The sequence below is a fragment of the Pseudoalteromonas sp. Scap03 genome, from assembly GCF_013393115.1.
GTDB lineage: Bacteria > Pseudomonadota > Gammaproteobacteria > Enterobacterales > Alteromonadaceae > Pseudoalteromonas.
In genome coordinates this window covers 408605-434121 of the sequence record NZ_VDEU01000001.1, presented here as the reverse complement: position 1 = coordinate 434121, position 25517 = coordinate 408605, and the positions used below count along the sequence as shown (strand labels likewise).

Genomic DNA, 25517 nt, shown 5'->3' with positions numbered 1-25517 from the left:
TTAATTAGCAATTAATGTGCGTGGCCGCAACCACCTTCAGCATGAACATGGCCATGAGAGATTTCTTCGCTTGTTGCTTCACGAACGGATACAATCTCAACATCAAAGGTCAGTGTTTTACCAGCAAATGGGTGGTTTAAATCACAATCAGCATTAAAGCGGCCTACTTTTACGATAGTCACTTGATGGCGACCCTGATTTGATTGCACCATTGCAGTCATACCTGGCTTCCACACTTTTACATCGCCTTGTAAATGCTTAAGCGGAATGCGCTGAATTAAATCATCAACACGCTCGCCGTATGATTCACTTGGAGATAACGTTACGCTAAATTTATCACCAGCAGTTTTACCTTCAAGTGCGGTTTCTAAACCGGGTAGCATGCCTTCGCTGCCGTGAATGTAACTTAATGGCGCGTCGTTAAGGCTACTTTCTATTTGCTCACCGGCTTCGCTAAGGGTGTAATGAAATTCAACGGCCGAATTTTTACTGATTTGCATGCATGTCTCTTTAAGATTTAAATAAATTAAAAAGCAATTTTACGCGAAATACTGCGCTTTAGAAACTTAACGGGGATGATTTAATGTATTTTGTAAGTCGAGTAACAGATCTTTTTTAGCCGGTGTGGTTTTAGGTGTCGCAGCTTGGGGTATAAATAAAACTAACTGAGTCCCAGGCTTTAATACGCTAGATGCTGATAACTTATTCCAACGTGCTAAATCGCTATGAGCAACGCCATACAACTGACTTATATTCCACAGGTTATCACCGGGCTTAACGTGGTAATCTACCTCGATGGTTGGAATGACGGTCTCTTTTTGTTCCAAGTAAGGGCTTATTTTATAGTTAATAGTGAGTGATTCAGGTAACGTTTGAGGCTCTCCTAAAATAAGTTTTTCGCCAACACCAATAAAGTTATTTTGCTTATTATTGAGCTGTTTTAGTGTCTTTAAAGGCAAGCCAAAATGCCTAGCAATACCGTATAGTGTGTCATTTTTTTTGACTATGTATTCGCCTGCAAAATTGGCTTTAAAAAAACGGTTTTTTAGTAAAGCTTGTTGCTCAATAGGAAGCAACAAAGTATGCGGGCCATGGGGGGAACTTTGGTTTTTTAAATAACCTCGATTGAGGGCATGTAGTTGCTTTACACCCATGCCAGAGAGCTTGGCCATAATTGAAAAGTCGAACTGTTTTGCCACATTTAACGAGGTGGTCAGTGCTTTGTAAGGAAGCTTTGGCCGTTTAAACTTTGCTTTAGGGTGCTTTACTAAATAGCTTAGTGCTAACAGTTTTGGTACATAGTCAGCGGTTTCTTTTGGTAGGGTTAATGCCCAAAAATCAGTTGATTTACCTCTTTTTTTATTGCGCTTTATAGCGCGTTTAACTCGGCCTTCACCGGTGTTATAGGCCGCAAGTGCATGCAACCAATTACCATCAAAACGTTTATGTAAATAGCTTAAGTAATCTAGTGCTGCATCGGTTGAGGCCAACACATCTTGGCGTCCGTCGTACCATTGATCTGATTTAACCCCGAAATGATGTGCAGTTGCTGCAACCAGTTGCCACACACCCACAGCATGTTCACTTGAGCGGGCGGTAGGCCTAAAGCCACTTTCTACAAATGGCAGTAATGCCAGTTCCATGGGGAGTTGCTTTTGCTCTACTTTTTTTACTATATGGTATAAAAAAGGCTCTGCACGGCGAGACACTATTCTTAAATAATTCGGTTGTTTTAAATACCAGTTAATGCGTTTTTTTAACGCTTGATTTTGCTCAACCGGTAAATGTAAGTTATCAGCAATATGTGCCCATAAGTCAGTCGGTTGAGTCGCTTTAAGGGCTTTGGGTATTGTTTTTTTATTAATAACTTTGTTGGTGTTTGTAGAGGTCGGCATGATTGATTGTACGGCTTTTTGCTCTACAGGTGCAGAAACTGCAGGCGCAATGATCTCTGGCTGTGTGGTTTTACAGCTACATAGCAATACAATGGCAAAGCATAAGATCAAGTGACGCATTTTGTTCCTTTTTAAAAAATATATTTCCATATTTTAACACAATCCATTGTGTTCAGTTATTGACTGTTTTTAGCGCGAAGTAATCCCGATTGCAAAAATAAGTGAGTTGATTTTATATCAAGTGAGTCTTGTTGGTAAGGTTTTAGTACTTCACTTGGGAATTTTTTTTGTAATTGCTCAATACTGGCTTCAGGGTTGTTTTTAACCTGCTCCGTAATTGCTTCTAAAAACGTGAGTGACTGTTTTAATTTAACTTTATCGACTAAATTGCCATGGCCAGGAACAAAAAGTGACAGCGAATTATTATTTATATATTTTTTTAATAAACTTTGCCATTGTTTAAGCTCGCCATGCCCAGGGTAGGGAAGCCAGTCAATGATATCTCCACCTATTAAGGTTTTACCCTTGTCAGCAAGTAATGTTAAATCGCCATTAGTATGTGCCTGATGCGGGTTGATAGTTAATACATAATTTCCTAAATCTAATGTTTTAGGCTCACTAATACTCATTTTTGGTGGTGTTAGTTGATAATTCTGCCAGCGAAATAAGCGTGTTTTAGCACGAGTGAGCTTTTCTCGCCATTGAGCTTGCTCAGCATCGGGTAAGGTGGCTAATCGCTGATAGCTCAGCTCAATGCTTTTTTCGAACCCCTCTAGCTTATCTGTTAATGCTTGCTGATAACGCGAAAAGTCGTTAGCGACTTGTTGGTGAGAAATCAGTTTTGCGTCTGGGAAGTAATGCTGCATAACCGCCATGCCCAGTAAGTGATCGTCATGAAAATGAGTGGCAACTAAGTAACATAAAGGCGTCTTTAGCTGTTGTTTTAGTTTGGTAACCAGTTGTTCTACTGCTGCAAAGTTACCACTGGCATCTACCAGTAAGGCACACTCACTGCCCTGAATTAACACTTGGTTAGAGTCGTAAAAACGTAATCTATCTGGCTGCTTGATAAATTGAATATTAGCCGATAACGATTGCCACTCAACTGCTGCATTGCTTTTTGCATGTATAAATAGGCAGATTAAAAGCAGTAAGCACTTACCTATTTTTTGAGCTTTAGTTAAAAGTGGTTGCATCTTTTTCTCTAGCTATATTTTGACGGTAAAAACAATAAAAGCGCAAAATGCGCTTTTATTTAGTGTGTTCAGAGTTTGAGCTTAAGTATTGACTCAACTTATCAATCAATTGATCTTGATGCTCAAGCTCAACTGATTTTTGAGTTTTTGCTTCAAGCAATTCGTGGCTTAAATTCAAAGCAGCCATAAGTAATGCTTTTTGATCGTTTCTGACTGTTGAACGTTGTTTCATTTGTTCAACTAAATCATTCAGATTTTTGGCGGCCGCTTTTAGTGCCTCTTCTTGCCCAGCCGGACAAGCAAATTGCTGCTCTTTACCAAGCAATTCAACAGTGACTCGCTGGTTTTGCAGCTCAGACATTAGCTTGCCTGTTGTGCGCTTTGTAATTTATCTAATAATGATGACAAGGTGGTGCTTGCATCTTTTTGTTTTTCTTCATTTTCAAGGGCCTCTAACTGTAATAACTCATTTTCATCAAGCAGTTTACTGTTTTGCTCTTTAAGCTCTGTAATATCAGTTTGCAACTGATTATTACGGGTAATTAGTTGGTCGATCAGTTGTTCGAGTTGTTGAAGAGTATTGTTGTTCATAAATGCGCTCATATAACTGTAATTAATGTCATGCAAATGTAAAGCAAAGTGTGTTTATTTGCCAGCATTTACGCTGGTTTTAGGTGATTTTTATTCTATGTTAAGGGATAATTCATGCTATTGGCTTTTTCATTCAGAAATGGTTCACGTAAACACCCGCTTTTGCTGTGACGATTGCCAAAGCAGTGTGCTTTATGGTTCACTAATTTTATTAAACAGCGTATGGCGAAAATAAATAATGCTTAGTTACAGACACTCCTTTCATGCGGGTAACCCTGCCGATGTACTTAAACATTTAGTGTTAGCGCAAGTGCTGGGTTATCAAACAATAAAAGATAAGCCGCTTGACTATATCGATACGCATTCGGGTGCTGGTTTTTTTGAGCTGTCAGCACCAGACGCGCAAAAAACCCAAGAGTACCAAGATGGCATAGAAAAACTTTGGCAACATACCAGTCAGCACGGTGCCTTAAATGACTACATTGAGTTAATAAAATCGTTTAATGAAAGTTCGTCTCTGGCGTTTTACCCAGGTTCACCAAAAATCGCCGAACACTTTTTGCGCCGCCAAGATAAGGGCTGGTTTTTTGAGTTGCATCCGCGAGATTTGGTATTACTTGAAGAAAACATGCAAGGTAAGCGCTCTATTCGAGTACGCGGCGAAAATGGGTTTGCGGGCTTAATTGGTTTATTACCGCCAGCTTCGCGCAGAGCCTGTGTGTTAATAGACCCACCTTATGAAATAAAAGACGATTACAATACGGTCGTACAAACCATTGTCAAAGCCCACCAACGCTTTGCGACGGGTACATATATGATCTGGTATCCGGTTGTAGACAGAGAACGTATTGATAATATGGAGCAGGGTTTAATTGACGCGGGAATTAAAAATATTCAATTATTTGAATTAGGTACTGAAGCAGATACCGAAGTACATGGTATGACCGCCTCTGGAATGATAGTGATAAATCCACCATGGAAACTGAAACAAACTATGGATGATGTGTTACCTGAACTAGTAAGCTTGTTGAGTAAGCCAAGTGGTTTTTACCGTAGCGAGCAGTTAGTCGCCGAATAAAAATAAATAAGCCCAGTTTAACTGGGCTTATTTATTTGCTTAGATGTGGGGTATTGTTACGTTCTTAATCAAAAGTAAACAGCGTTAAAGGTAGCAAGTTGGCTGCCTGCCTCATTTTGTAATACTAATTTTTCACCATTAATTTGCCATTGCGTTGCTGCCTGAAGCACAGCCGCCATCGCGCTTTCTTGTTCCATATTGTCATGACACATTTTTTGCGTGGTAGCTAACTGCGTAAAAGTCACTGCTTGCTTCGATACTTCATAACCGCCATTAAAGTTATTACATCCTAAAAAGCCGTATACAGTTTTGTCACTATTAAACTGAATAAATGGCTCTTTGGTATTTACTACAACAGGGTTGCCGTCGATTGAAACTGCTTTGAAGTAGGTGTTTACTAAGTCAACGTCTGGCTTTGGCGCTACTTTTGAAACAATAATCTCTAAAGGCTCTGATGAGGCCGTATTATCAAAAGGCGGGTTACTCGTTGTGCTGGTGTATAGCAAGTTTCCTTGATTATTAATGGTTGCACGCACGCTATAGCGGTGAGTTGGGTCAATCTTTTCAAGGTTATACTCAAGCTCTACTTTATAAGGCGGTGCGCCTACTAAATCAATTACCTGCTCAGAGATAACCGTTGCTGCCACATCCATTTTTGACACATCAACCAAGGTAACGGTTAGCTGTGAATTAGGCGCAATTAGGCTGCGATCTAAGTAACTAACTTGCACAGGTAAGGTGGTCATTGTTTGCGCCACAGCACTATTTTGCTGCGCTGCGTCATCGTTACATGCGCTCAGCATAAGTGTGCCACTTGCTAGAAAACACAAGCCTGCAATCGACTTTAACATTGAATTAGGCTTAGATGAGAACATAAGAGTTCCTTGATGGAGTATGGTATAAGGTCGCTAGCATACGGTTGAATTGCTTAATCATTGCTTAACTAGCAAATAAAGAAAGTCGAGATATAAAAAAAGGCGCTAGGCGCCTTGATTTATTACTTATTTTTTTACGTATTTAGTTAAAATTACAATACGCTGTCCATCAACACGTCCTTCAATATGTTCAGGGTTGCTGGTTAAGCCAATATTGCGCACGGCTGTACCGCGCTTTGCTGTTAAGCTGCTACCTTTCACATCTAAATCTTTTATTAACGTGACGGTGTCGCCAGCTTGTAGTACTACACCATTGCTATCAATGTGTTTAATATCATCATCTTCAGCAAGCGCTTGCTGCGCCCATGTTAATGTGTCTTCTTCAAGGTAAATCATATCTAGCGCGTCTTGTGCCCAGCCGTTATCAGCTGCTAACTGAGTCAGCATGCGATAAGCAACAACTTGTACCGCAGGTGTTTGACTCCACATACTGTCATTTAAGCAATGCCAATGGGTCGGGGTTAAATCGCTATTGCCTTCAATTTGATCTTTACATGTTTGACAGATGTAGATGCATTTATCTGAATGAGCTTCGGTAACAGGAGGAACTTCGTATACAGTTAGGTCGTCTGTTGCTGCGCAGAGTTCACATTGGTTACTGCTACGTTCTATTAAGGCTTGTTCAATGCTCATATAAGGGACTCTTTCTTGTGAGTTTATAAAAAATTAATAATCGCATTATACCTTATAACCATAACCTTTGGGTATGCTTAGAGCAGTTGTAAACTCAAAAACCCTATAAAAAATGAGGATACTAATAATTCTGCTCTAGGGTTATAAATTTAGTCTTATTTGTTTGTTTTTAATCTAATTAAAATTGCAGCAAGTCTTTAAAGTTTCACTATACTGGTTAAATAATAAAAAATAATGATGACATCACTGTTAAGTAGGAAGGTTAATGCCAAATAATCTAGAGGTAAAAAATTCATCTATTTTGGTTACTCAATATATTGCTAGGCAACCAATTTTTGACGGTGATAAAAGTATTTTTGCTTATGAATTGCTCTATCGAGATTCAGTTAATAATGCTTTTCCTGTAGGAACAACTGACGGGCAAGCCACTGGGCGACTTTTTTTTAATGCGTTAATGCTGGTTGGCATAGAAAAGCTAACGCTCAATCAAACTGCGTTTATTAATTTATCGAGCGAGGGGCTTTTAGAGGATTTGCCTAAATTATTACAGCCTGATAATACTGTAATTGAAATTGTTGAGCGTACTGAAAATATAGAGCTTGTTGTTGAGAGAGTGATAGAGTTAAAAAAAGCAGGATATGTATTTGCGTTAGATGACTACGACTCACATGAAAAATGGCAACCATTACTCAGTTTGGTTGATTATATTAAGCTTGAAGTTGAAGAGCCTGTAATAAAAACCAGCATGTTGCTGAAAAAGCTCAAACGCAATTTTCCTAATATTAAAATAGTGGTTGAGCGAATTGAAACCTATGATGAATTTAGGCAGCTTAAAGAGGCTGGATGCGATTATTTTCAAGGGTTCTTTTTTGCACATCCAGAAATGTTAAGTTACAACAGTATCGAACCTCTAAAAATGGCTGTTTTAGACTTACTGCGTTGCACATCCCGCACAGATTTAGACTTTAATGAAATTAATCAACGCATTTCTAAAGATGTCGGTTTGACTGCACGCGTCCTAAAACTAGTGAATGCTCGCTCTGCTAATAAAAATTTAGTGATAACGTCTATTCCTCAGGCGGTTGTGTATTTAGGGGAAGATTCTATTAGAAAGTTTGTACGAGTATTGGCGCTAAGCGAGCTTGGCTCAGACAAGCCCAGTGAACTTACTCGTTTAGGCTTATGTCGAGCGCAGTTCATGCAAATAATTTTAGAACCAGGCGGAAAAGTCATTGCAGAACAAGGTTATTTAGTCGGCTTAATGTCGGTGCTTGATGCTATTTTAGATATGGAGCTGGAAGCTATTGCTAAAGAGTTTAGTTTAGGGGCTGAGTTATCCGGTGCACTATTAAGTTTTGAAGGCATGATGGGTAATTCTTTACATTTAATAAAAGCGGTAGAGGAAGATAATTGGCAATTGGCTAAAAAGTTGTTAGAAACTATTCGCCCAGCCTCGAATATTGAGACCGTATTTAGCGCCATGTTGGATGCACGCCAGTATGCGGATGAACTATTGGCCACTATTATTGAGCAAGACTAACGTATAACGTTTGGGTATGATTGGCACATATTGATTTTACTTAGTATTACACCATGCGTTTATTTTTACCTATTACCACTATTTTAATTGCCTTAGCTTTATTAATTCCCGGGGTGACTCAGCCCGTACTGAGTATGGAAGGTAAAATTGATAAGTCTAAACTTGCTGAGGCGGGCATCGAAATGTTGGCAGATGAAGGGAATCAAAACACCCGTAATATGCTAATGATGATCTCGAGTATGTTGGGGTTAGATAAACTTGAAGGCGAGATCAGCGCTTATCAAAAAACGCGCAGTATTTGGGGCACCGTTAACGAACTGGCCGATAACAAAAACTACTTAGTGGCGATACTAGTGGCGTTTTTTTCAATGGTAATCCCAACAATTAAGCTGCTGCTTCAATTGTTGTATTGTGTGCTGAAGGAGACTTCGTTTAAGCACAATCTTGGTAAGGTGATTATCGGTTTAAGTAAATGGAGTATGGTGGATGTGTTTGTTATTGCATTAATAGTGGCTTACATGGCTGGTAATGCAAACGCGAACTCAGAAGATTTACTTAATATGCATGCTGAGTTTGGTACTGGCTTTTGGTATTTTACCGGCTATTGCTTGTTCGCCATTGCGGCCAGTAGCTTCATAAAACCAGTAGTAAAAACCAGTTAATTATTGAGTTTTAAACACAGTTCCCATAAACTTTAAACGTCTATTTATTTTTAGGTTAATTCATTGCAACGTATTTACTGTATTTTACTCACGCTAACTTTGTTACTCACCTTTGTGGGTCAAGCCGTTGCGTCTGTATCTATGGTATGTGATATGCCGCATACGAACATGGCAACCCATGCATCGATGCAGCATAGTGAGATGGCTATGAGTGACGACGCTGATACAACAACCCTGTCTATGGATTGCTGTAGTGAGCAAAGCACGTTAACCCAAGATTGCAGTTGCCCGATGAGTGCTTGTAGTTCGCATTCAGCCTTGCATGTAAACTCACTATTTATAGCCTCCAAATTACCCTCTGAAAAAGTGCAACATGCTGTAATACAGCATCAAGTTAACTTTGCACGTTCTCTTTACCGTCCTCCTATGCCTGCATAATCGCAGGGTAGGTGTATTTAAAATCTAGTTATTTAGCTTTTTGTCATCTATCTGCTTATAAATTTAATCGTTTTCATTCGTTATTTTTAAATTTAAGTGGAGCAAGTGATGAATCACTTCGCAGTATTAAAATCCTTGTGTATAAGTAGCTTGTTGAGTATTAGTGTCTCTGTACACAGTGCTGAACTAGGTTTAAATGAGGCAATAAACTATGCCTTAAACCATGAGCCTTGGCTTAAAGCCAGTAAGCAAAAACAATCATCAATTGAAGCAAAAAGTATTGCCGCAGGAACCTTACCTGATCCAGTGCTTACATTAGGGTTAATGAACCTACCAACTAATGGTTTTGCTTTTGATCAAGAAAATATGACCCAATTTAAAGTGGGAATTAGCCAATCACTGAGTCGAGGCGATAGCCTAGCACTTCAACAAAAGGCTCTTTCTCAGTCAGCTGCAGCAGAGCCTTGGCTGCGCAAAGATAGACTCGCGCAAGTAAAAACCATAGTTACTGAGTCATGGTTTAATGCTTATAGAGCGCAGCGAAGCATTGCACTAATTGAGCAAGATAAAGCCTTGTTTACTCAGCTCATTGATATTACAGAATCAAGCTATGTAAGCTCGGTGGGTAAAACACGCCAACAAGATATTATTCGAGCGCAATTAGAGTTAACCCTCCTTGAAGATAAATTAATGCAACTGGAGCAACAGCTACAAGGAGCTAAAAAGCGGCTAACACAATGGTTGCCTATCGATATGCTTAGCCAGCCTGTCAGTGATGACTTTTCAGAGCTTACAGCATTAAAAAACTACACCGAGTTAGAGTATCAACAACTGATGGCCATGCTATTAAAGCACCCTGCAATTATGGCAATGGATAATGCAATAGTGGCAAAGCAAACTCAAATAAGTGTGGCTGAGCAAGGCTATAAACCTCAAATTGGCGTTAATATGGGGTACGGTTACCGCGATGATATGCCAATGGGCGGCTCGCGAGCAGACCTTTTCTCTGTGGGTATAAGCATTGATTTGCCGCTGTTTACCGATAACCGCCAAGATCAACTTGTAAATGCTGCCATTGCTGATAGCGAAGAGGCTAAAACACAAAAATTAATTGCCCTTAAAAAGCTACAAGGAATGTATTTTAAGGAAGTTAGCCAGTTAGCAAGGCTTCATCAGCGCGCCGAGCTTTATCAAACCAAGCTGCTACCGCAAATGGCCGAGCAGGCCCAAGCGACCCTGAATGCCTATACCCGCGATGATGGTAACTTCTCAGATGTAATGCAAGCGCGTATTAGTCAATTAAATGCCAAGATAGACGCACTAAATATTCATGTTGATCAAAAGATTATTATTGCAAGGTTAAATTATTATGCCAGTGCTGATGATATCAGCTTAAAAAACACACCACTGCAGGAGTCGACCTATGAATACTAATTTAAAATTATCACTGGTGGCTATATGCAGTGCGGCATTAACTGCGGGGGTTTTATTAAGCTTACCTAGTGAGCACTCTATGCCAACTGACAGTAAAGCCAGTAGCAAAAAAGAGCCGCTTTATTGGGTGGCTCCTATGGATAGTAATTATCGCCGTGACGAACCTGGTTTATCGCCCATGGGCATGGATTTAGTGCCTGTTTACGAAGAGCCAGACAGTGGCGCAAATGAAGGGCCTGGCAGTATTAAAATTTCACCCACTGTGATTAATAATCTAGGTGTGCGCACAGCGCCTGTTGCGTTTGCAGCACTTGAAAATGAAGTTAACACCGTAGGTTATGTGCAATACAACCAAGACCAGCTAATTCATATTCATCCGCGCGTAGAGGGATGGGTCGAAACCTTATACGTTAAAGCCGCGGGCGATCAGGTTAAACAAGATGAGCCACTTTATACCTTATATTCACCACAGCTAGTGAATGCACAAGAAGAGTTTGTGTTAGCGTTAAAGCGCAATAATCCGGTGTTAATTCGTGCCGCTAAAGCCCGTTTAAAATCACTCAATGTGTCTGATGGCTTTATTTCACGTCTGCAAAAAGGTCAGCAAGTACTGCAAAACATAACGTTTTATGCCCGCCAAGGTGGTGTTGTTGATGAGCTTAATATTCGTGAAGGATTTTATGTTAAACCTGATACCTCAATGATGAGTATTGCTCAGCTTGATGAAGTATGGGTTGAGGCTGAGGTATTTGAGCGCCAAGCAGAACTTATTCGTGTTGGTTTGCCTGTAACCATGACACTCGATTATTTAAGTGGCCAACGCTGGCAAGGGCAAGTGGATTATATTTACCCTACCTTAGATGCTAAAAATCGTACTTTAAGAGTACGTTTGCGCTTTGATAACCAAGGCCATCAGTTAAAGCCTAATATGTTTGCTCAAGTCAGTATTCATAGTCAAGTAGCTGAAAAACAGTTAATCGTACCTAAAGAAGCTGTTATTCGCACTGGTAGCCAAAACCGTGTTGTAGTTGCACTTGGGGAAGGTCGTTTTAAATCGGTCGAGGTAACTTTAGGGCGAAGTGATGCGGCTAATACCGAAATTTTATCAGGTGTTATGGCAGGCGATGAAGTGGTTACTTCAGCACAGTTTTTAATTGATTCAGAGTCGAGTAAAAACTCTGACTTTAAACGTATGCAAGCAGTTTCGCATAACAGTATGCAAATGAGTGATGCCAACCCAAATACGGCAACTGTGAATGGAGTAATTAATAGTATTGATGCTAATAATCGTATTGTGAATATCAGCCGTGAGGCAATTGAAAAGTGGGGCCGAGGACCTGCAACAATGGACTTTATACTAGCAAAAAATGTAATGACTGAGATGCTCAAGCCTAACGATGAAGTTACTTTTACCTTTAGCATTGAGCAAGGTGAATTTGTGATTCATACAATAACGCCTGTGCATGCTACGCACAGTCAGCATCACTAGGAGTGGTTATGATTACTGCAATTATTCGCTGGTCTGTTGTTAACCGTTTTTTTGTTTTGTTACTAACCGCAATACTGATTGGTGGTGGCTTGTATGCTGTAAAAAATACGCCTGTAGATGCCTTACCCGATTTATCAGATGTACAGGTTATTGTTAAAACCTCTTATCCTGGGCAAGCGCCGCAAGTAGTGCAAGATCAGGTTACATTTCCTATAACCACGGCAATGCTATCGGTACCTGGGGCGCAAACAGTACGCGGTTTTTCTTTCTTTGGCGACTCCTACGTGTACGTTATTTTTGACGAAGACACTGATTTATACTGGGCACGAAGTCGTGTTCAGGAATATCTAAGTCAAGTATCTGCCCGTTTGCCTAGTACGGCAATTGCAGAGCTTGGCCCCGATGCCACCGGCGTTGGCTGGGTGTATTTATATGCACTCACTGATACCACCGGTAAGCATGGCATCAGCCAATTACGCAGTTTACAAGATTGGTTTTTAAAATTTGAACTGCAAACTGTACCTGGTGTGTCCGAAGTGGCATCGGTAGGCGGCATGGTTAAACAATACCAAGTAAACGTTCAGCCCGATAAGCTTCGTGCTTATGGTATTCCGCTAAGCCTTATTCAAACTGCCATTAAGCAAGGTAATCAAGAAATGGGTGCATCGGTAGTTGAGATGGCAGAAGCTGAATACATGGTCACCAGTACTGGCTACGTAAAAAGTGTTGCTGATTTAGAAGCCATTCCTTTAGGTATAAACGCTAACGGTACTGCGCTACAGTTACGTGATGTTGCTAATGTGCGTTTAGGTCCGCAAATGCGCCGCGGTGTTGCCGAGCTTAATGGCGAAGGCGAGGTGGCAGGTGGCGTAGTGGTTATGCGCTTTGGTGAAAACGCGCAAAAAACCATAGAGCTCGTTAAAGCTAAATTAGAGTCACTTAAAAAAGGGCTACCAGAGGGGGTTGAAATTGTACCTGTGTACGACCGCTCTCATTTAATAAAAGACGCAGTTGATAACCTCACCTCTAAATTAATGGAAGAGCTTATTGTAGTGGCTTTAGTGTGTGTGGTGTTTTTATTTCATGTACGCTCATCTTTGGTGGCTATTATTACCTTACCGTTAGGCATACTCACCGCTTTTATTATTATGTACTGGCAGGGAATTAACGCCAATATCATGTCATTAGGCGGGATTGCTATTGCGATTGGTGCTATGACTGATGGTGCGATTGTGATGATTGAAAACATGCACAAGCATATGGAGAAAAAACCGCTAACAGATGAAAACCGTTGGCAAGTGGTGATTGACTCTGCCAGTGAAGTTGGGCCTGCGTTATTTTTTAGCTTATTAATCATTACCGTGAGCTTTATGCCGGTATTTATTTTAGAAGCTCAGGAAGGGCGAATGTTTGCGCCATTAGCGTACACAAAAACCTATGCAATGGCAGCTTCTGCTGGATTAGCAATTACCTTAGTACCCGTGCTGATGGGTTATTTCATTCGGGGTAAGGTGATCTCTGAAAATAAAAATCCAGTTAACCGTTTACTGGTAAATAGTTATAAGCCGCTGTTAAATCTAGTATTAAAATTTCCGAAAAGTACCTTGCTGATTGCGCTAGTTATTACTTTAATGGGCTTTTATCCGATAAATAAAATAGGCAGTGAATTTATTCCACCTCTTGATGAGGGGGATCTAATGTATATGCCGACTACTTATCCAGGAATTTCAATAGGTAAGGCGCGCGAGCTATTGCAGCAAACCGATAAATTGATTGCCACTGTGCCCGAGGTGAAAACCGTATTTGGTAAAATTGGACGAGCGGAAACGGCAACCGATCCGGCACCGCTGACCATGATTGAAACCTTTATACAGTTTAAGCCTAAGGATCAGTGGCGCGAAGGCATGACCACTGAAAAGCTCAAACAAGAGCTGGATGCTTTAGTTAAGTTTCCTGGGCTGACGAACGCTTGGGTAATGCCAATTAAAACACGGATAGATATGCTGGCTACAGGGATTAAAACCCCTGTGGGTATAAAAGTCGCGGGCCCTAATTTGAATGAAATTCAAAAAATAGGTCAACAAATAGAGGTATTACTTAAAGATCTTCCCGGTACGGCGTCTGTTTACTCAGAGCGTGTAGCGGGTGGGCGTTATATTAAGGTAGATATTAACCGTGAAAAAGCAGCGCGCTACAGTTTAAATATTGCTGATGTGCAACAAGTAGTCGCAACCGCAATTGGTGGCATGAACGTGACTGAAACGGTTGAGGGTCAAGAGCGCTACCCTGTAAATCTTCGTTATCCGCAAGCGTACCGTGACTCCCCTGAAGAACTGATGCTTTTACCTATTGTTACTCCAACGGGTCAACGTATCGCACTTGCTGATGTGGCGGATGTATTTATTAGTGATGGCCCGCCTGGGATAAAAAGTGAAAATGCCCGTTTAAATGGTTGGAGCTTTATTGATATTAAAGATACAGATATTGGTAGCTATGTAGCAAATGCTCAGCAGTTACTAAACGAGCAGCTAATTTTACCTGCTGGATACTCTATAACTTGGGCTGGGCAATACGAATATATGGAGCGTGCCAAAGCCAAACTGAGTTATGTGTTGCCGCTGACCTTAGCCATTATTGTAGTATTGCTTTACCTTAACTTTAGAAGTTTCACCGAGGTATTTATTATTATGGCGACTTTACCACTGGCGATGATAGGAGGTATCTGGCTAATGTACTTAGAAGGCTTTAATTTCTCTGTTGCTGTAGGAGTCGGCTTTATTGCCCTTGCTGGGGTGGCCGTAGAAATAGGCGTTATAATGTTGGTTTATTTAAACCAAGCCTATAAAGCGCAGGTAGAGGCTGCTTCTAAAATGGGTAAAAGCTTGAGTACAGAGCAGCTTAAACAGGTGATACTAGAAGGTGCGGGTCTACGAGTACGTCCGGTAATGATGACAGTGGCAACCATAGTTATTGGCTTATTACCGGTGCTTTATGGTACAGGCACGGGCAGTGAAGTAATGAGTCGAATAGCCGCTCCTATGGTCGGCGGTATGTTTAGCGCCATTGTTTTAACATTGCTGGTATTGCCTGCTGTGTATTTATTGTGGCGAAAGCGCAACCTATAATATTTACACTGATTATGTAACTTGTACTGAAAATATCAGTACAAGTTAGGCAATCTTTTCTTTATCTACTGATTTTATTGCATTTCTTATTGGCATGATTCACGCATCTATTTAATCAATAGTTTTAAAAAGTAAGGAACGCACATGCAAGTTAAAACAATTCAAGAAGTGTTCGATTGGACCGTTCAGTTTCATACACAAATGGCGGCTAATTTTTTTAGCGTAAGGGATTTACTTGGAGAGCATAACAAACAGTTAATTGATTATTGTGTTGAGTATGAAAAAAAACTTGCTGAGGATTTAATCGGGTTTAAAGCAATCACTGAAATAAATACTTTAGATACATACTGTTATGAATATTTTTCAGAGCACTCAGAAATCATTAGCTTTACTGATTTAGATCGCAGTAATGAGCTAGATGAAATAGCGATTCAAGAGTATTTATCTCAGCAGCATCAAAAAGTATTAAATGCATATAGTTATTTGGCAGATAAAGCGCAGTCACCAGAGGCTCAAGAAAAGCTAGAGGAGATCTTACAGCTCGAAGAGCAAGGTCTGAAGCAGATGATGCAAAGTATTAACCGTCATGTAGATATGTAGCACTGGGTGTTATGCATAAAAAAGGCGCTATAATTAGCGCCTTTTTCGTGTTCATACTAGTAGGGCTGATTTAGCTTTGCTCTACATCCACTACTAAGTCACTTGTAATTGACTCAAGTGCATTAATAACTTCTTCTTTATTTAATCCGTTAGGTAGGCTCACGGTGGCAACGGCACTAAATATTGGCACTCCCCAATTTGGCGCACTTTGCTGCCTAGAGTTTAAGTTTGTAATATTCGCGCCTTTATGGCGAATAACACTTGCTAGCTCTTGCACTATACCAGGGCGATCGTTACCAGTGATCACAAAATTAAGCTGCTCAAGCTCTACTGGCTCAATTTCAATGTTGCCCTTTTCAATGCGAACATCTAACTTAGGAAGCCCATTGAGCGCATTTTGAAATGTCTGTAAATGTTCTTCAGCCACTTCAACCTGTATAATGCCTGCAAAGTGACCGAGTAAGTGACTCAAGTTACTACTTAACCAATTGCCGTGGTTTTCTAATATAACCGATGAAATACTTTCTACTAAACCGGGGCGATCTTCCCCTAAAATAGTTATTACCAACTGCTTCATAATAGTTCTCTTTTTAAGCCCAAATGAAAAAATAAATGCATAGGCATTAAGTGATGCGATCTAATGTATTTGATTCTAAATGTATGTAAAAGCTAACCACAAAAGGATTGTTACATCTTAGGAGGTTACTTTATTATTGTTATATTAGATGCCCATTGAGTATTGTCTTGGATAAATAGTTTGTCCAATTAATAATTGATTTAGTTCATTAATAACGCAAAAATAAATATAACCACTAAAATAAATAATTCTTTAGTATTATTTGAAGTTGTAATTTTGCCTACAACCTGCTCAAAAAGCTGTAAATTTAATCTGCAAAGATGAACAGACTCTCTATAAGTAAAGAATTATTACGACTGTAACATTACTGTCACTTTGATGAAATATAATGCGCCCAACGTTAAGATATAAGGGTGTTTTGATGACTTCAAATCCGAATAAACCGACTTTTAATACGGATCGAAGCCGTCTATTTAAAGACCGGTTTGCTAAGTTTGGTATAACCGCAGGCGGTATAATGGTATTAATAGCGCTGCTATTGATCTTCTTTTACCTTCTTTATGTAGTGCAGCCCATTTTCGAGTCAGCCAAAGTTGAAAAGCGCGCTAGCTTTAATGTTGCTAATGCTGAGCAAATAGTAGGGCTTGGTGTCGAGGAGCAAACTGAGGTTGCATATTTACTTGATGATCAAGGTCAAGTTAACTTCTACAGTGTTGATAAAGCACAGTTTGGTAAAAAACTAAAAACACTTAATGCCACTTTATCCGCGCGGGTAAGCAGTTTTGCAAACAGTGCTCCTTTTCAAGGGCATTATGCGTATGGTTTAGAAAATGGCACCGTAACTATTGTCGCGCCTAAGTTTTTAGTCACCTTCCCTAATAATGAGCGTAAGCTAACTCCGCGTTTAGGTTATCCACTAGGAGAAATGGCACTCGAAGTTGATGAGCAAGGTACAGCTATTAAGCGTTTTGCCTTTAGCCATTATGAAGACAAAACAGCCGTTGTGGCACTTACTGCCGATAAACGTGTGGTATTTAGTAGCTTTGTAGCCGAAGAAAATATGTTTACCGGTGAAGTTGAATGGCAAGTGGAACGCACCGAGCTTAACGTTGATGGTCGCGTAGATGAGCTATTAATGTCGCCAGATACCACCCGCACATTTGTTCGTTCTGCCAATCAAATTTACGTATTCGATACCCGCTACCCAAGTGAAGTTGAGCAAATTCAATTATTATCTGCCAATGAAGAAAACGCGAATATAGTGTCATCGCAACTATTGGCTGGTGCAAACTCACTGATGTTGGCCAATGATAACGGTGAAATATCCCAGTGGTTTGAAATCAATACAGACTCAGGGCGTGAATTTCAAAAAATCCGTTCGTTTGAAACTACCAAACAAAGCAAGCTGAATATTTTTACTGAATTTTATCGTCGTACCTTTTTTACAACGGGTCAAAATGGTGAATTAGGGCTTTATTACACCACCAGTGAAGCAAAGTTATGGCAAGGTAAAGTCAGTGATGGTGAAATTGAACAGTTTGCTATTGCTCCGCGTTCAAATGCGGCGCTAATTTTAGCTGATAACAAGCTGACGGTTTTAGAAATTCATAACGAGCATCCAGAAGTAACGTGGTCAGCGCTTTGGCAAGAAGTATGGTACGAAGGCTACCCAGAGCCGGGTTATATTTGGCAATCTACTTCTGCCAGTGATGATTTTGAATCGAAGTTTTCACTAGTGCCAATTTCATTTGGTACTTTAAAAGCTGCTATGTACGCAATGTTATTTGCTGTACCTATTGCTATTTCAGCCGCTATTTATACTGCTTATTTTATGTCGAGCGAATTGCGCCGTGTGGTAAAGCCAACGGTTGAAATAATGGAAGCTCTGCCTACGGTAATACTCGGCTTTTTAGCTGGCTTGTGGTTAGCGCCTTTAATTGAAGAGCACTTGCCGGCTATTGTTGGTTTGCTGGTGTTACTGCCATTGGGTATTTTAGCAACCGCTTTAGGCTGGAATAAATTACCTGCGGTTATTCGCCATAAAATCCCTGAAGGCTCACATTCAATTTTATTAATACCAGTGGTGTTATTTATTGGTTGGTTGTCGTTTGCGATGAGCGAAAGTATTGAGTTATGGATGTTTGATGGCAATGTGCGTCAATACCTAACTAATGAATTAGGCATGACCTTCGATCAGCGTAATTCATTAGTAGTGGGTATCGCGATGGGCTTTGCGGTTATTCCCACTATTTTCTCAATTGCCGAAGATGCGGTATTTAGTGTGCCTAAACATTTATCAAATGGCTCGTTAGCATTAGGTGCTACGCAGTGGCAAACCCTAATTCGTGTGGTGTTATTAACCGCCAGCCCAGGTATTTTTTCTGCAGTAATGATGGGATTAGGCCGTGCCGTAGGCGAAACTATGATTGTACTTATGGCTACCGGTAATACCCCAATTATGGATTGGAGTATTTTCCAAGGCATGCGTACCTTAGCCGCTAATATCGCCGTCGAAATGCCTGAGTCGGAAGTAGGGAGTTCGCATTACCGAATTCTATTCTTAGCCGCCTTTGTATTATTCATATTCACCTTTATTTTCAACACAGTTGCTGAGTTTGTTCGTCAGCAGCTGCGTGAAAAATACAGCTCAATGTAAGTGGAGAAACACGACATGGTAAAGCAGTGGTTTAGGTCTGGTTCTCCTTGGATTTGGATGACCGGTGGTGCTGTCAGCATCAGTTTAATTTCAGTAATTGGTTTACTCGCCATGATTGCATGGAAGGGACTAAGCTTTTTTTGGCCATCTCAAGTTATGCAGTATGAGCTTGAAGGTTCAATTGCTAAGCAAACCGTTATTGGTGAAATTTATGACCGTGAATTAGTACCTAAGTCGCGCTTAGCGGCAACGGGTATTGATGTTTCTAAATTTGAAAAAGACGAGGTTGAGCGTTTACTGATTAAAACAGGTAACCGTGAGTATGTTGATTTAGATTTTCGCTGGATACTCGAAACCGATATTAAACAAAGTTCAGCGCCCAAAGCGCTCGCGGTGTTTGAGCGTAGTAAAAACGGTAACTTTTATGGGTATGTAGAGAGCGTCATTAAAGATGGCGAAACGGTAACAGCTGATAAAGTTGAAACCTTACATGACCTTGTAGAGCGTGCGGTTGACTTAAACGACGAAGCGCTTGATTTGCAAAATGGCGACATAGGGCATATTAACTATGAGCTAGAGCGTTTACGTTTACAGGAAAAAGCCTATTTGCTTGATAATGAGCTAACCGACGAGCGTGTTGCTGAACTTGCTCAAGCGCGTGCTGATTTACGTACGAAATATGGCGAATTAGAAAAAGAGCTATTTGCACTGCGTAAACAAGCTAAACGTGACCAAGTAATCGTAAAAGATATGCGTGGTGAGGTTGTTACAATCCCGCTATATCAAGTGTTGGACGTATGGTTTCCAAACGACATGGGCTTTTTTGCTAAACTAGGTCATTACTTTGTGCAGTTAGGTAAGTTTGTTTCAGATGACCCACGTGAAGCCAATACCGAAGGTGGCGTATTTCCTGCTATTTTTGGTACGGTATTTATGGTGATGTTAATGGCTGTGATTGTAACGCCATTTGGCGTGGTTGCTGCTATTTACTTACATGAGTATGCGGCTAAAAACGCAATTACTAAAATGATCCGTATTGCGGTTATTAACTTGGCGGGTGTTCCGTCTATTGTATACGGCGTATTTGGCTTAGGTTTCTTTGTTTATATGGTTGGTGGTAGTGTTGACCAATTATTTTATCCTGAGTCATCGCCTACCCCTGTATTTGGTACTCCTGGCGTGATGTGGTCGGCACTTACCTTGGCTATATTAACGTTGCCTGTGGTAATAGTGTCAACCGAAGAAGGTTTATCTCGTATTCCTAGTACAGTACGCGATGGTTCATTAGCACTGGGTGCGACTAAGGTAGAAACGCTATGGCGAATCATTATTCCTATGGCCAGCCCTGCAATTATGACGGGATTAATTTTAGCGGTTGCTCGTGCTGCGGGTGAAGTTGCACCGCTTATGCTGGTGGGTGTGGTAAAAATGGCGCCAACGTTACCGCTTGATGGTAACTTCCCATATATACATTTAGACAGAAAGTTCATGCACTTAGGTTTTCATATTTACGATGTTGGCTTTCAAAGTCCGAACGTTGAAGCGGCGCGTCCGCTGGTATATGCAACGGCCTTTTTGTTAGTGTCGGTTATTATTACCCTTAACATCACAGCCATTGGTATACGTAACCATTTACGTGAAAAATTCAGATCGCTTGAGCATTAATTTAGTATAGGTAACAAACATGATTACAGTCGCTCCAAAAGTAAACCAAGCAAAGCCAAGCTTGAAGTTAGATTTAAATAATTTAACAGACGAACAAAAAGCGCTAGAAATTAAAGATCTCGACCTTTACTACGGTGATAAACAAGCACTGAGTAAAGTAAATATGAATATTCCTAAAGGCCAAGTAACAGCATTTATCGGCCCGTCAGGTTGTGGTAAATCAACCTTATTACGTTGTATTAACCGCATGAACGACTTGGTTGATATTTGTCGTATTGAAGGCGAAATCATGCTGCATGGACAGAATATTTACGATAAAAGCGTTGATGTTGCAGCCCTTCGTCGTAATGTCGGCATGGTGTTTCAGCGTCCAAACCCATTTCCAAAATCAATTTATGAGAATGTGGTTTACGGCCTTCGCCTGCAAGGCATTAAAGAAAAGCGTAAGCTAGATGAAGTGGTAGAGCAATCGCTACGTGGTGCGGCTCTTTGGGATGAAGTAAAAGACCGACTGCACGATAGCGCATTTGGTTTATCGGGTGGTCAGCAGCAACGTTTAGTTATAGCCCGCTCTATTGCGATAGAGCCTGAGGTATTACTACTTGATGAACCAACATCAGCACTCGACCCGATTTCAACCTTAGTAATCGAAGAGCTAATTAATGATTTAAAGAATAAGTTTACCGTGGTTATTGTTACTCACAACATGCAACAAGCGGCTCGTGTTTCTGATCAAACAGCGTTTATGTATATGGGTGAGCTGATTGAGTATTCAGATACTAATACTTTATTTACGACGCCTACGAAGAAAAAAACAGAAGATTATATTACTGGTCGTTACGGCTAGTCGGGTTAAAACGCGAAAGCAATGAATTATTAAAGAAGGTCATTATGGAACACAACATTAATAAACATATTTCTGGTCGTTTTAATCAAGAGCTAGAAGATGTTCGTAACCATGTACTAAGTATGGGTGGATTAGTTGAGCAACAACTTAATAGTGCGCTTGATGCAGTAAGCCAAAACGATGCTGTATTAGCACAAAAAGTACGTGAAAACGACTATAAAGTTAATGCAATGGAAGTCAGTATTGATGAAGATTGCACCCGTATTATTGCAAAGCGCCAACCTGCAGCCAGTGATTTGCGTTTAGTAATTGCAATAGCAAAAACCATTGCTGATTTAGAAAGAATTGGCGATGAAGCTAAGCGAATTGCTAAAGTTGCACTAGACTCATTTACTAAGGATCAACAAGATTTATTAGTAAACATTGAAAATATGGGTCGCCAAGTATCTAAAATGTTGCATGACGTTTTAGATGCATTTGCACGTATGGATGTGCAACGCGCATTTGAAGTGCATAAAGAGGATGCTAAAGTAGATAGAGAGTATGAAGCAATTACTCGTCAAATAATGACCTACATGATGGAAGATCCGCGCTCAATTCCAAAAATTATGGATTTAGTATGGTCTGTTCGCTCATTAGAGCGTATCGGCGATCGTTGTCAAAACATCGCTGAATATGTCATTTATTTTGTAAACGGCAAAGATATTCGTCATACATCTCAAGAAGATATTGAAAAATCACTGTAGTGATACGAATAACCAAAAAATATCAAAGGCAGTAATACACTGCCTTTTTTATTTTTTGTAAATAATTGAATGAGAAAAAGCGTTCACAATCTAGCTTAATGCTGTAAAATTCAGGCTGAACAGCATATTGAATTGATTAAAGGGTCAGTTATGCCAACAAATTTTTTAGGTGTTTTTGCTAAATCCCCTATAAAACCAATAGAAGAACACATCAGGAAGGCTCATCAAGCTAGCGAAAGTTTGATACCTTTTTTTAATCATGTTTTTAAAGAAGAGTGGCAACAAGCAGAAGAGCTACGTTTAACCATTCGTAATTTAGAACGTGAAGCTGATGAAATGAAAAGAACTATACGTTTACAACTACCTGGCGGGCTATTTATGCCAGTAGAGCGTACAGATCTGCTCGAATTAGTAACCCAACAAGACAAAATTGCTAACAAAGCAAAAGATATTGCTGGGCGTGTAATTGGTCGTGAAATGATCATACCAAAAGAGATCCAAGAAGACTTTTTGGCATATGTCACTCGTTGTGTCGATGCAACTAAACAAGCATCTAAAGCGATCAATGAATTAGAAGAATTGTTAGAAACGGGCTTTAAAGGCAGGGAAGTAACTCTGGTTGAAAAAATGCTCGTAGAATTGGATGCCATAGAACAAGACACGGATGAAATGCAAATTAGAATACGCCGCCAGCTACGTAAAGTAGAAAGTGAGCTAAATCCAGTTGATGTGATGTTTTTATACAAAATCATTGAATGGGTCGGTGAGCTTGCAGATATTGCAGAGCGCGTAGGATCACGTCTTGAGCTGATGTTAGCTCGTTAATTTAAAATCAGTTCAAACACGAAAGATTAAGGTTACACAATGGATATCATTGCATCTTACGGCACGGTATTAATTTTAATTGCCGCAGCAGTCGGCTTTTTTATGGCTTATGGTATTGGCGCAAACGACGTTGCCAACGCGATGGGTACATCAGTAGGTTCAAAAGCACTTACTATTAAACAAGCGATTTTTATCGCGATGATTTTTGAATTCGCAGGTGCTTATTTAGCCGGTGGTGAAGTAACATCAACAATTCGTAAAGGAATTATTGATGCTGCCCCATTTGCCGACATTCCTGAACTGATGGTTCTAGGTATGATCGCTTCTTTATTTGCCGCGGGCAGTTGGTTATTAATGGCCTCCTTTTTAGGCTGGCCGGTATCGACTACTCATTCAATCATTGGCGCGATCATTGGTTTTGCTCTTGTTGCTGTGGGCACTGAGGCTATTCAATGGGGTAAAGTTGCTGGTATTGTAGGTAGCTGGATTGTAACGCCGGCGATATCAGGTTTCATAGCTTACTTAATATTTATGAGTGCGCAAAAGCTGATTTTTGATACCGACGCTCCACTTAAAAATGCAAAGCGCTTTGTCCCAATATACATGGGTTTAGCTGGCTTTATTATGGCACTAGTGACCATTAAGAAAGGCTTAAAGCACATTGGTATTAATTTAGGTACCGTTGAAGGTTTTGCTATTTCTATTGGTATAGCGGTACTGGTTGCTGTTATCGGTAAAATTGCTATTTCTCGTTTAAATATCGATCCTAAAGCGGATAGAGAAATGCAGTTTAACAATGTAGAAAAAGTATTTGCGGTACTTATGGTACTAACCGCTTGTTGTATGGCATTTGCCCATGGTTCTAACGACGTTGCTAATGCAATTGGACCTCTAGCAGCAGTTGTAAACATTGTTGAAAACAACGGTGAAATTGCTAAGAAAGCCGCTATTGCTTGGTGGATATTACCACTAGGTGGTTTTGGTATTGTTGCCGGTCTTGCTATTTTAGGCAAAAAAGTAATTAAAACCATTGGTGAAGGTATTACTCATTTAACACCAAGCCGTGGTTTTGCTGCTGAATTAGCCGCTGCCTCTACCGTTGTTATTGCATCGGGCACAGGCTTACCTATTTCAACCACACAAACCCTAGTAGGTGCTGTGTTGGGTGTAGGTATGGCACGTGGGATTGCCGCACTTAACATGGGTGTAATAAGAAATATTGTAGTTTCTTGGGTAATTACATTGCCAGTTGGTGCTGCCCTTGCTATTGTTATTTTCTACGTACTAAGAACCGCCTTTGGGGTTTAATAAAAAGTACTTAAAAGACTTTTAGCTTGAAAAGATCTCAATGCCCTTGGTGTTGGGGTCTTTTTATTTGTGGAAAGAAACATGACCAATCTCCCTAGTATTAAACAGCTGCAGTATTTATTAGCAGTACATCAACATCAACATTTTGGCCGAGCAGCAAGTGCCTGTTTTATTGGTCAGTCAACGCTCAGTACTGCGATTCAAAACCTAGAGGAAACTTTAGGATGTCAGCTTATAGAGCGAGAAAATCGCAGCCTAATGTTTACCACTATTGGTGAAGAGGTGGTTGAGCGTTCAAGAAAAATAATCAACGATACTATTAGTTTAAAAGAGTTAACTAAAAGCTTTTTAACACCGCTTAGTGGTACATTAACGGTTGGTGTTATTCCTACGATTGCGAGCTTTATTGCAGCGCCTTTGTATCACTTTTGTCAGCAAACATTTGTAGATTTAGAGTTGGTATTGATTGAAGACACCAGCGATAAGTTGCTTGATAAGTTAGAGCATGGGCAAATTGATTTAGCATTATTAGCGCTGCCTTACGAAACTGATAAATTTCATACCCAAGTATTAGCACAAGATCACTTTAGTTTAGTGCACCATAAAGATTACACGCCAGCCAAAGGCATTGAAGACTTTAATTTATTACCAGAAGCCAGTGTATTTTTACTTGAGCGAGAGCATTGTATGACAGGGCATGCGCTCAGTGCGTGCCATTTAAATCGCTCTAGCTGTATAAATCCCTTTGAGGCGGCTAGCTTACATACTTTATTGAGTATGGTTGAGTATAAACTTGGCGTGACGTTTTTACCGCAAATGGCGATTAATGCAGGTATTTTAGAAAACAAAAACATGCTAGCTACGCCATCGCAAGGTGATGCCTATCGCGATATTGGTGTATTGTGGCGTAAAACAACAGGGCGCATTCGTGACTTTAAATTGTTTAGCCAACAATTAGAGGTCTTTTTGAAAAAGCAGTGTAGTGTTGATTTTAAATAGGTAAAAAAAGCGTATTTTAATTAATACGCTAAATAACACGGGGAATTATAGAGGCTGCTTATGCTGGCTGTGGTAGCTCTCTAGCGGCGGTAAAAATAGTAAGTAAACCCATACAACAACATTAAAGTACGGGACCAGCCCAAGCACTGTGAAGGTTTTTACAGGGTAGCCTTTAATCTGGGCATACTTGTAACATTGAAGCGCAATAGCAAAGTGTATAAACAATAATAACGTGATTAGTTGCGTCATAAACGTCCTCCTCATGCCCCTATGTCCAC

The 25517-nt window shown here is 40.2% G+C and carries 24 protein-coding genes; 15 read left to right on the top strand and 9 right to left on the bottom strand.

Annotated elements, in window-relative coordinates; all coding sequences use genetic code 11:
- Positions 1 to 11: 11 nt before the first annotated feature.
- From FHG08_RS01910 to FHG08_RS01890, 5 genes are all read right to left on the bottom strand, one after another.
- On the bottom strand, positions 12 to 500 hold the full coding sequence (locus tag FHG08_RS01910; protein ID WP_138604950.1) for a peptidylprolyl isomerase: 489 nt from the start codon (positions 498 to 500) through the stop codon (positions 12 to 14).
- 66 nt (positions 501 to 566) lie between these two features.
- Positions 567 to 2015 carry a transglycosylase SLT domain-containing protein gene (locus FHG08_RS01905; RefSeq protein WP_178956666.1) on the bottom strand — a complete coding sequence of 483 codons (1449 nt, stop codon included), beginning with the start codon at positions 2013 to 2015 and terminating at the stop codon, positions 567 to 569.
- A 56-nt stretch (positions 2016 to 2071) separates the two neighbouring features.
- Positions 2072 to 3091 (bottom strand): MBL fold metallo-hydrolase, encoded by a 1020-nt coding sequence (locus tag FHG08_RS01900; RefSeq protein WP_178956665.1) that lies wholly within the window; start codon positions 3089 to 3091, stop codon positions 2072 to 2074.
- A gap of 55 nt (positions 3092 to 3146) precedes the next feature.
- Positions 3147 to 3452 (bottom strand): cell division protein ZapA, encoded by a 306-nt coding sequence (locus FHG08_RS01895; protein ID WP_010391716.1) that lies wholly within the window; start codon positions 3450 to 3452, stop codon positions 3147 to 3149.
- Positions 3452 to 3682: a hypothetical protein gene (locus tag FHG08_RS01890; RefSeq protein WP_008113449.1), complete on the bottom strand. Its 231-nt coding sequence runs from the start codon at positions 3680 to 3682 to the stop codon at positions 3452 to 3454. Before FHG08_RS01890 ends, FHG08_RS01895 begins: the two co-directional genes overlap by 1 nt.
- 238 nt (positions 3683 to 3920) lie before the next feature.
- Here FHG08_RS01890 and FHG08_RS01885 point away from each other — a divergent pair, with 238 nt between their 5' ends.
- Positions 3921 to 4760, top strand: coding sequence for a 23S rRNA (adenine(2030)-N(6))-methyltransferase RlmJ (locus tag FHG08_RS01885; protein ID WP_178956664.1), 840 nt, complete (start codon positions 3921 to 3923; stop codon positions 4758 to 4760).
- A gap of 68 nt (positions 4761 to 4828) precedes the next feature.
- Here the strand turns inward: FHG08_RS01885 and FHG08_RS01880 are convergent, their stop codons facing one another.
- Together FHG08_RS01880 and FHG08_RS01875 are read right to left on the bottom strand one after the other, a co-directional pair.
- Positions 4829 to 5635: an META domain-containing protein gene (locus FHG08_RS01880; protein ID WP_178956663.1), complete on the bottom strand. Its 807-nt coding sequence runs from the start codon at positions 5633 to 5635 to the stop codon at positions 4829 to 4831.
- Between the two features lie 126 nt (positions 5636 to 5761).
- On the bottom strand, positions 5762 to 6328 hold the full coding sequence (locus tag FHG08_RS01875; RefSeq protein WP_178956662.1) for an alkylphosphonate utilization protein: 567 nt from the start codon (positions 6326 to 6328) through the stop codon (positions 5762 to 5764).
- 265 nt (positions 6329 to 6593) lie between these two features.
- Here FHG08_RS01875 and FHG08_RS01870 point away from each other — a divergent pair, with 265 nt between their 5' ends.
- From FHG08_RS01870 to FHG08_RS01840, 7 genes are all read left to right on the top strand, one after another.
- Positions 6594 to 7868: an EAL and HDOD domain-containing protein gene (locus FHG08_RS01870; protein WP_178956661.1), complete on the top strand. Its 1275-nt coding sequence runs from the start codon at positions 6594 to 6596 to the stop codon at positions 7866 to 7868.
- 53 nt (positions 7869 to 7921) lie between these two features.
- The gene (locus tag FHG08_RS01865; RefSeq protein WP_010391723.1) at positions 7922 to 8530 is read left to right on the top strand and encodes a paraquat-inducible protein A; all 609 of its coding nucleotides are present in this window, start codon (positions 7922 to 7924) and stop codon (positions 8528 to 8530) included.
- Between the two features lie 63 nt (positions 8531 to 8593).
- Positions 8594 to 8968: a hypothetical protein gene (locus FHG08_RS01860; RefSeq protein ID WP_178956660.1), complete on the top strand. Its 375-nt coding sequence runs from the start codon at positions 8594 to 8596 to the stop codon at positions 8966 to 8968.
- Positions 8969 to 9076: 108 nt separating this feature from the next.
- Complete coding sequence (locus FHG08_RS01855; RefSeq protein ID WP_178956659.1) at positions 9077 to 10402, top strand: TolC family protein; 1326 nt, start codon at positions 9077 to 9079, stop codon at positions 10400 to 10402.
- Positions 10392 to 11891: an efflux RND transporter periplasmic adaptor subunit gene (locus FHG08_RS01850; RefSeq protein ID WP_178956658.1), complete on the top strand. Its 1500-nt coding sequence runs from the start codon at positions 10392 to 10394 to the stop codon at positions 11889 to 11891. Before FHG08_RS01855 ends, FHG08_RS01850 begins: the two co-directional genes overlap by 11 nt.
- Positions 11892 to 11899: 8 nt before the next feature.
- Positions 11900 to 15016, top strand: a complete 3117-nt coding sequence (locus FHG08_RS01845) for an efflux RND transporter permease subunit (RefSeq protein WP_178956657.1) — start codon at positions 11900 to 11902, stop codon at positions 15014 to 15016.
- Positions 15017 to 15160: 144 nt separating this feature from the next.
- Positions 15161 to 15616, top strand: a complete 456-nt coding sequence (locus FHG08_RS01840; protein ID WP_178956656.1) for a hypothetical protein — start codon at positions 15161 to 15163, stop codon at positions 15614 to 15616.
- 70 nt (positions 15617 to 15686) lie between these two features.
- On the opposite strand, the gene FHG08_RS01835 is transcribed toward FHG08_RS01840, so the two are convergent.
- A complete protein-coding gene (locus tag FHG08_RS01835; RefSeq protein WP_178956655.1) occupies positions 15687 to 16193 on the bottom strand; it encodes a glycine cleavage system protein R in 507 nt (168 codons plus the stop codon).
- Between the two features lie 421 nt (positions 16194 to 16614).
- Here FHG08_RS01835 and FHG08_RS01830 point away from each other — a divergent pair, with 421 nt between their 5' ends.
- The 7 genes from FHG08_RS01830 (at position 16615) to FHG08_RS01800 (ending at position 25239) form a co-directional block, all read left to right on the top strand.
- Complete coding sequence (locus FHG08_RS01830) at positions 16615 to 18849, top strand: ABC transporter permease subunit (protein ID WP_178956654.1); 2235 nt, start codon at positions 16615 to 16617, stop codon at positions 18847 to 18849.
- A gap of 15 nt (positions 18850 to 18864) precedes the next feature.
- Positions 18865 to 20514 (top strand): phosphate ABC transporter permease PstA, encoded by a 1650-nt coding sequence (gene pstA, locus FHG08_RS01825; RefSeq protein ID WP_178956653.1) that lies wholly within the window; start codon positions 18865 to 18867, stop codon positions 20512 to 20514.
- Between the two features lie 19 nt (positions 20515 to 20533).
- Positions 20534 to 21361 (top strand): phosphate ABC transporter ATP-binding protein PstB, encoded by an 828-nt coding sequence (gene pstB, locus FHG08_RS01820; RefSeq protein ID WP_008114812.1) that lies wholly within the window; start codon positions 20534 to 20536, stop codon positions 21359 to 21361.
- 44 nt (positions 21362 to 21405) lie between these two features.
- On the top strand, positions 21406 to 22107 hold the full coding sequence (phoU, locus tag FHG08_RS01815; protein WP_010391735.1) for a phosphate signaling complex protein PhoU: 702 nt from the start codon (positions 21406 to 21408) through the stop codon (positions 22105 to 22107).
- Positions 22108 to 22257: 150 nt separating this feature from the next.
- Entirely contained in the window at positions 22258 to 22932 is a 675-nt protein-coding gene (locus FHG08_RS01810; protein ID WP_008114817.1) for a TIGR00153 family protein, read from the top strand.
- A 39-nt stretch (positions 22933 to 22971) separates the two neighbouring features.
- A complete protein-coding gene (locus tag FHG08_RS01805; protein WP_138606597.1) occupies positions 22972 to 24240 on the top strand; it encodes an inorganic phosphate transporter in 1269 nt (422 codons plus the stop codon).
- 81 nt (positions 24241 to 24321) lie between these two features.
- Positions 24322 to 25239 (top strand): hydrogen peroxide-inducible genes activator, encoded by a 918-nt coding sequence (locus FHG08_RS01800; protein ID WP_010391738.1) that lies wholly within the window; start codon positions 24322 to 24324, stop codon positions 25237 to 25239.
- Between the two features lie 45 nt (positions 25240 to 25284).
- On the opposite strand, the gene FHG08_RS01795 is transcribed toward FHG08_RS01800, so the two are convergent.
- Complete coding sequence (locus tag FHG08_RS01795) at positions 25285 to 25488, bottom strand: hypothetical protein (RefSeq protein ID WP_010391740.1); 204 nt, start codon at positions 25486 to 25488, stop codon at positions 25285 to 25287.
- Positions 25489 to 25517 lie beyond the last annotated feature (29 nt).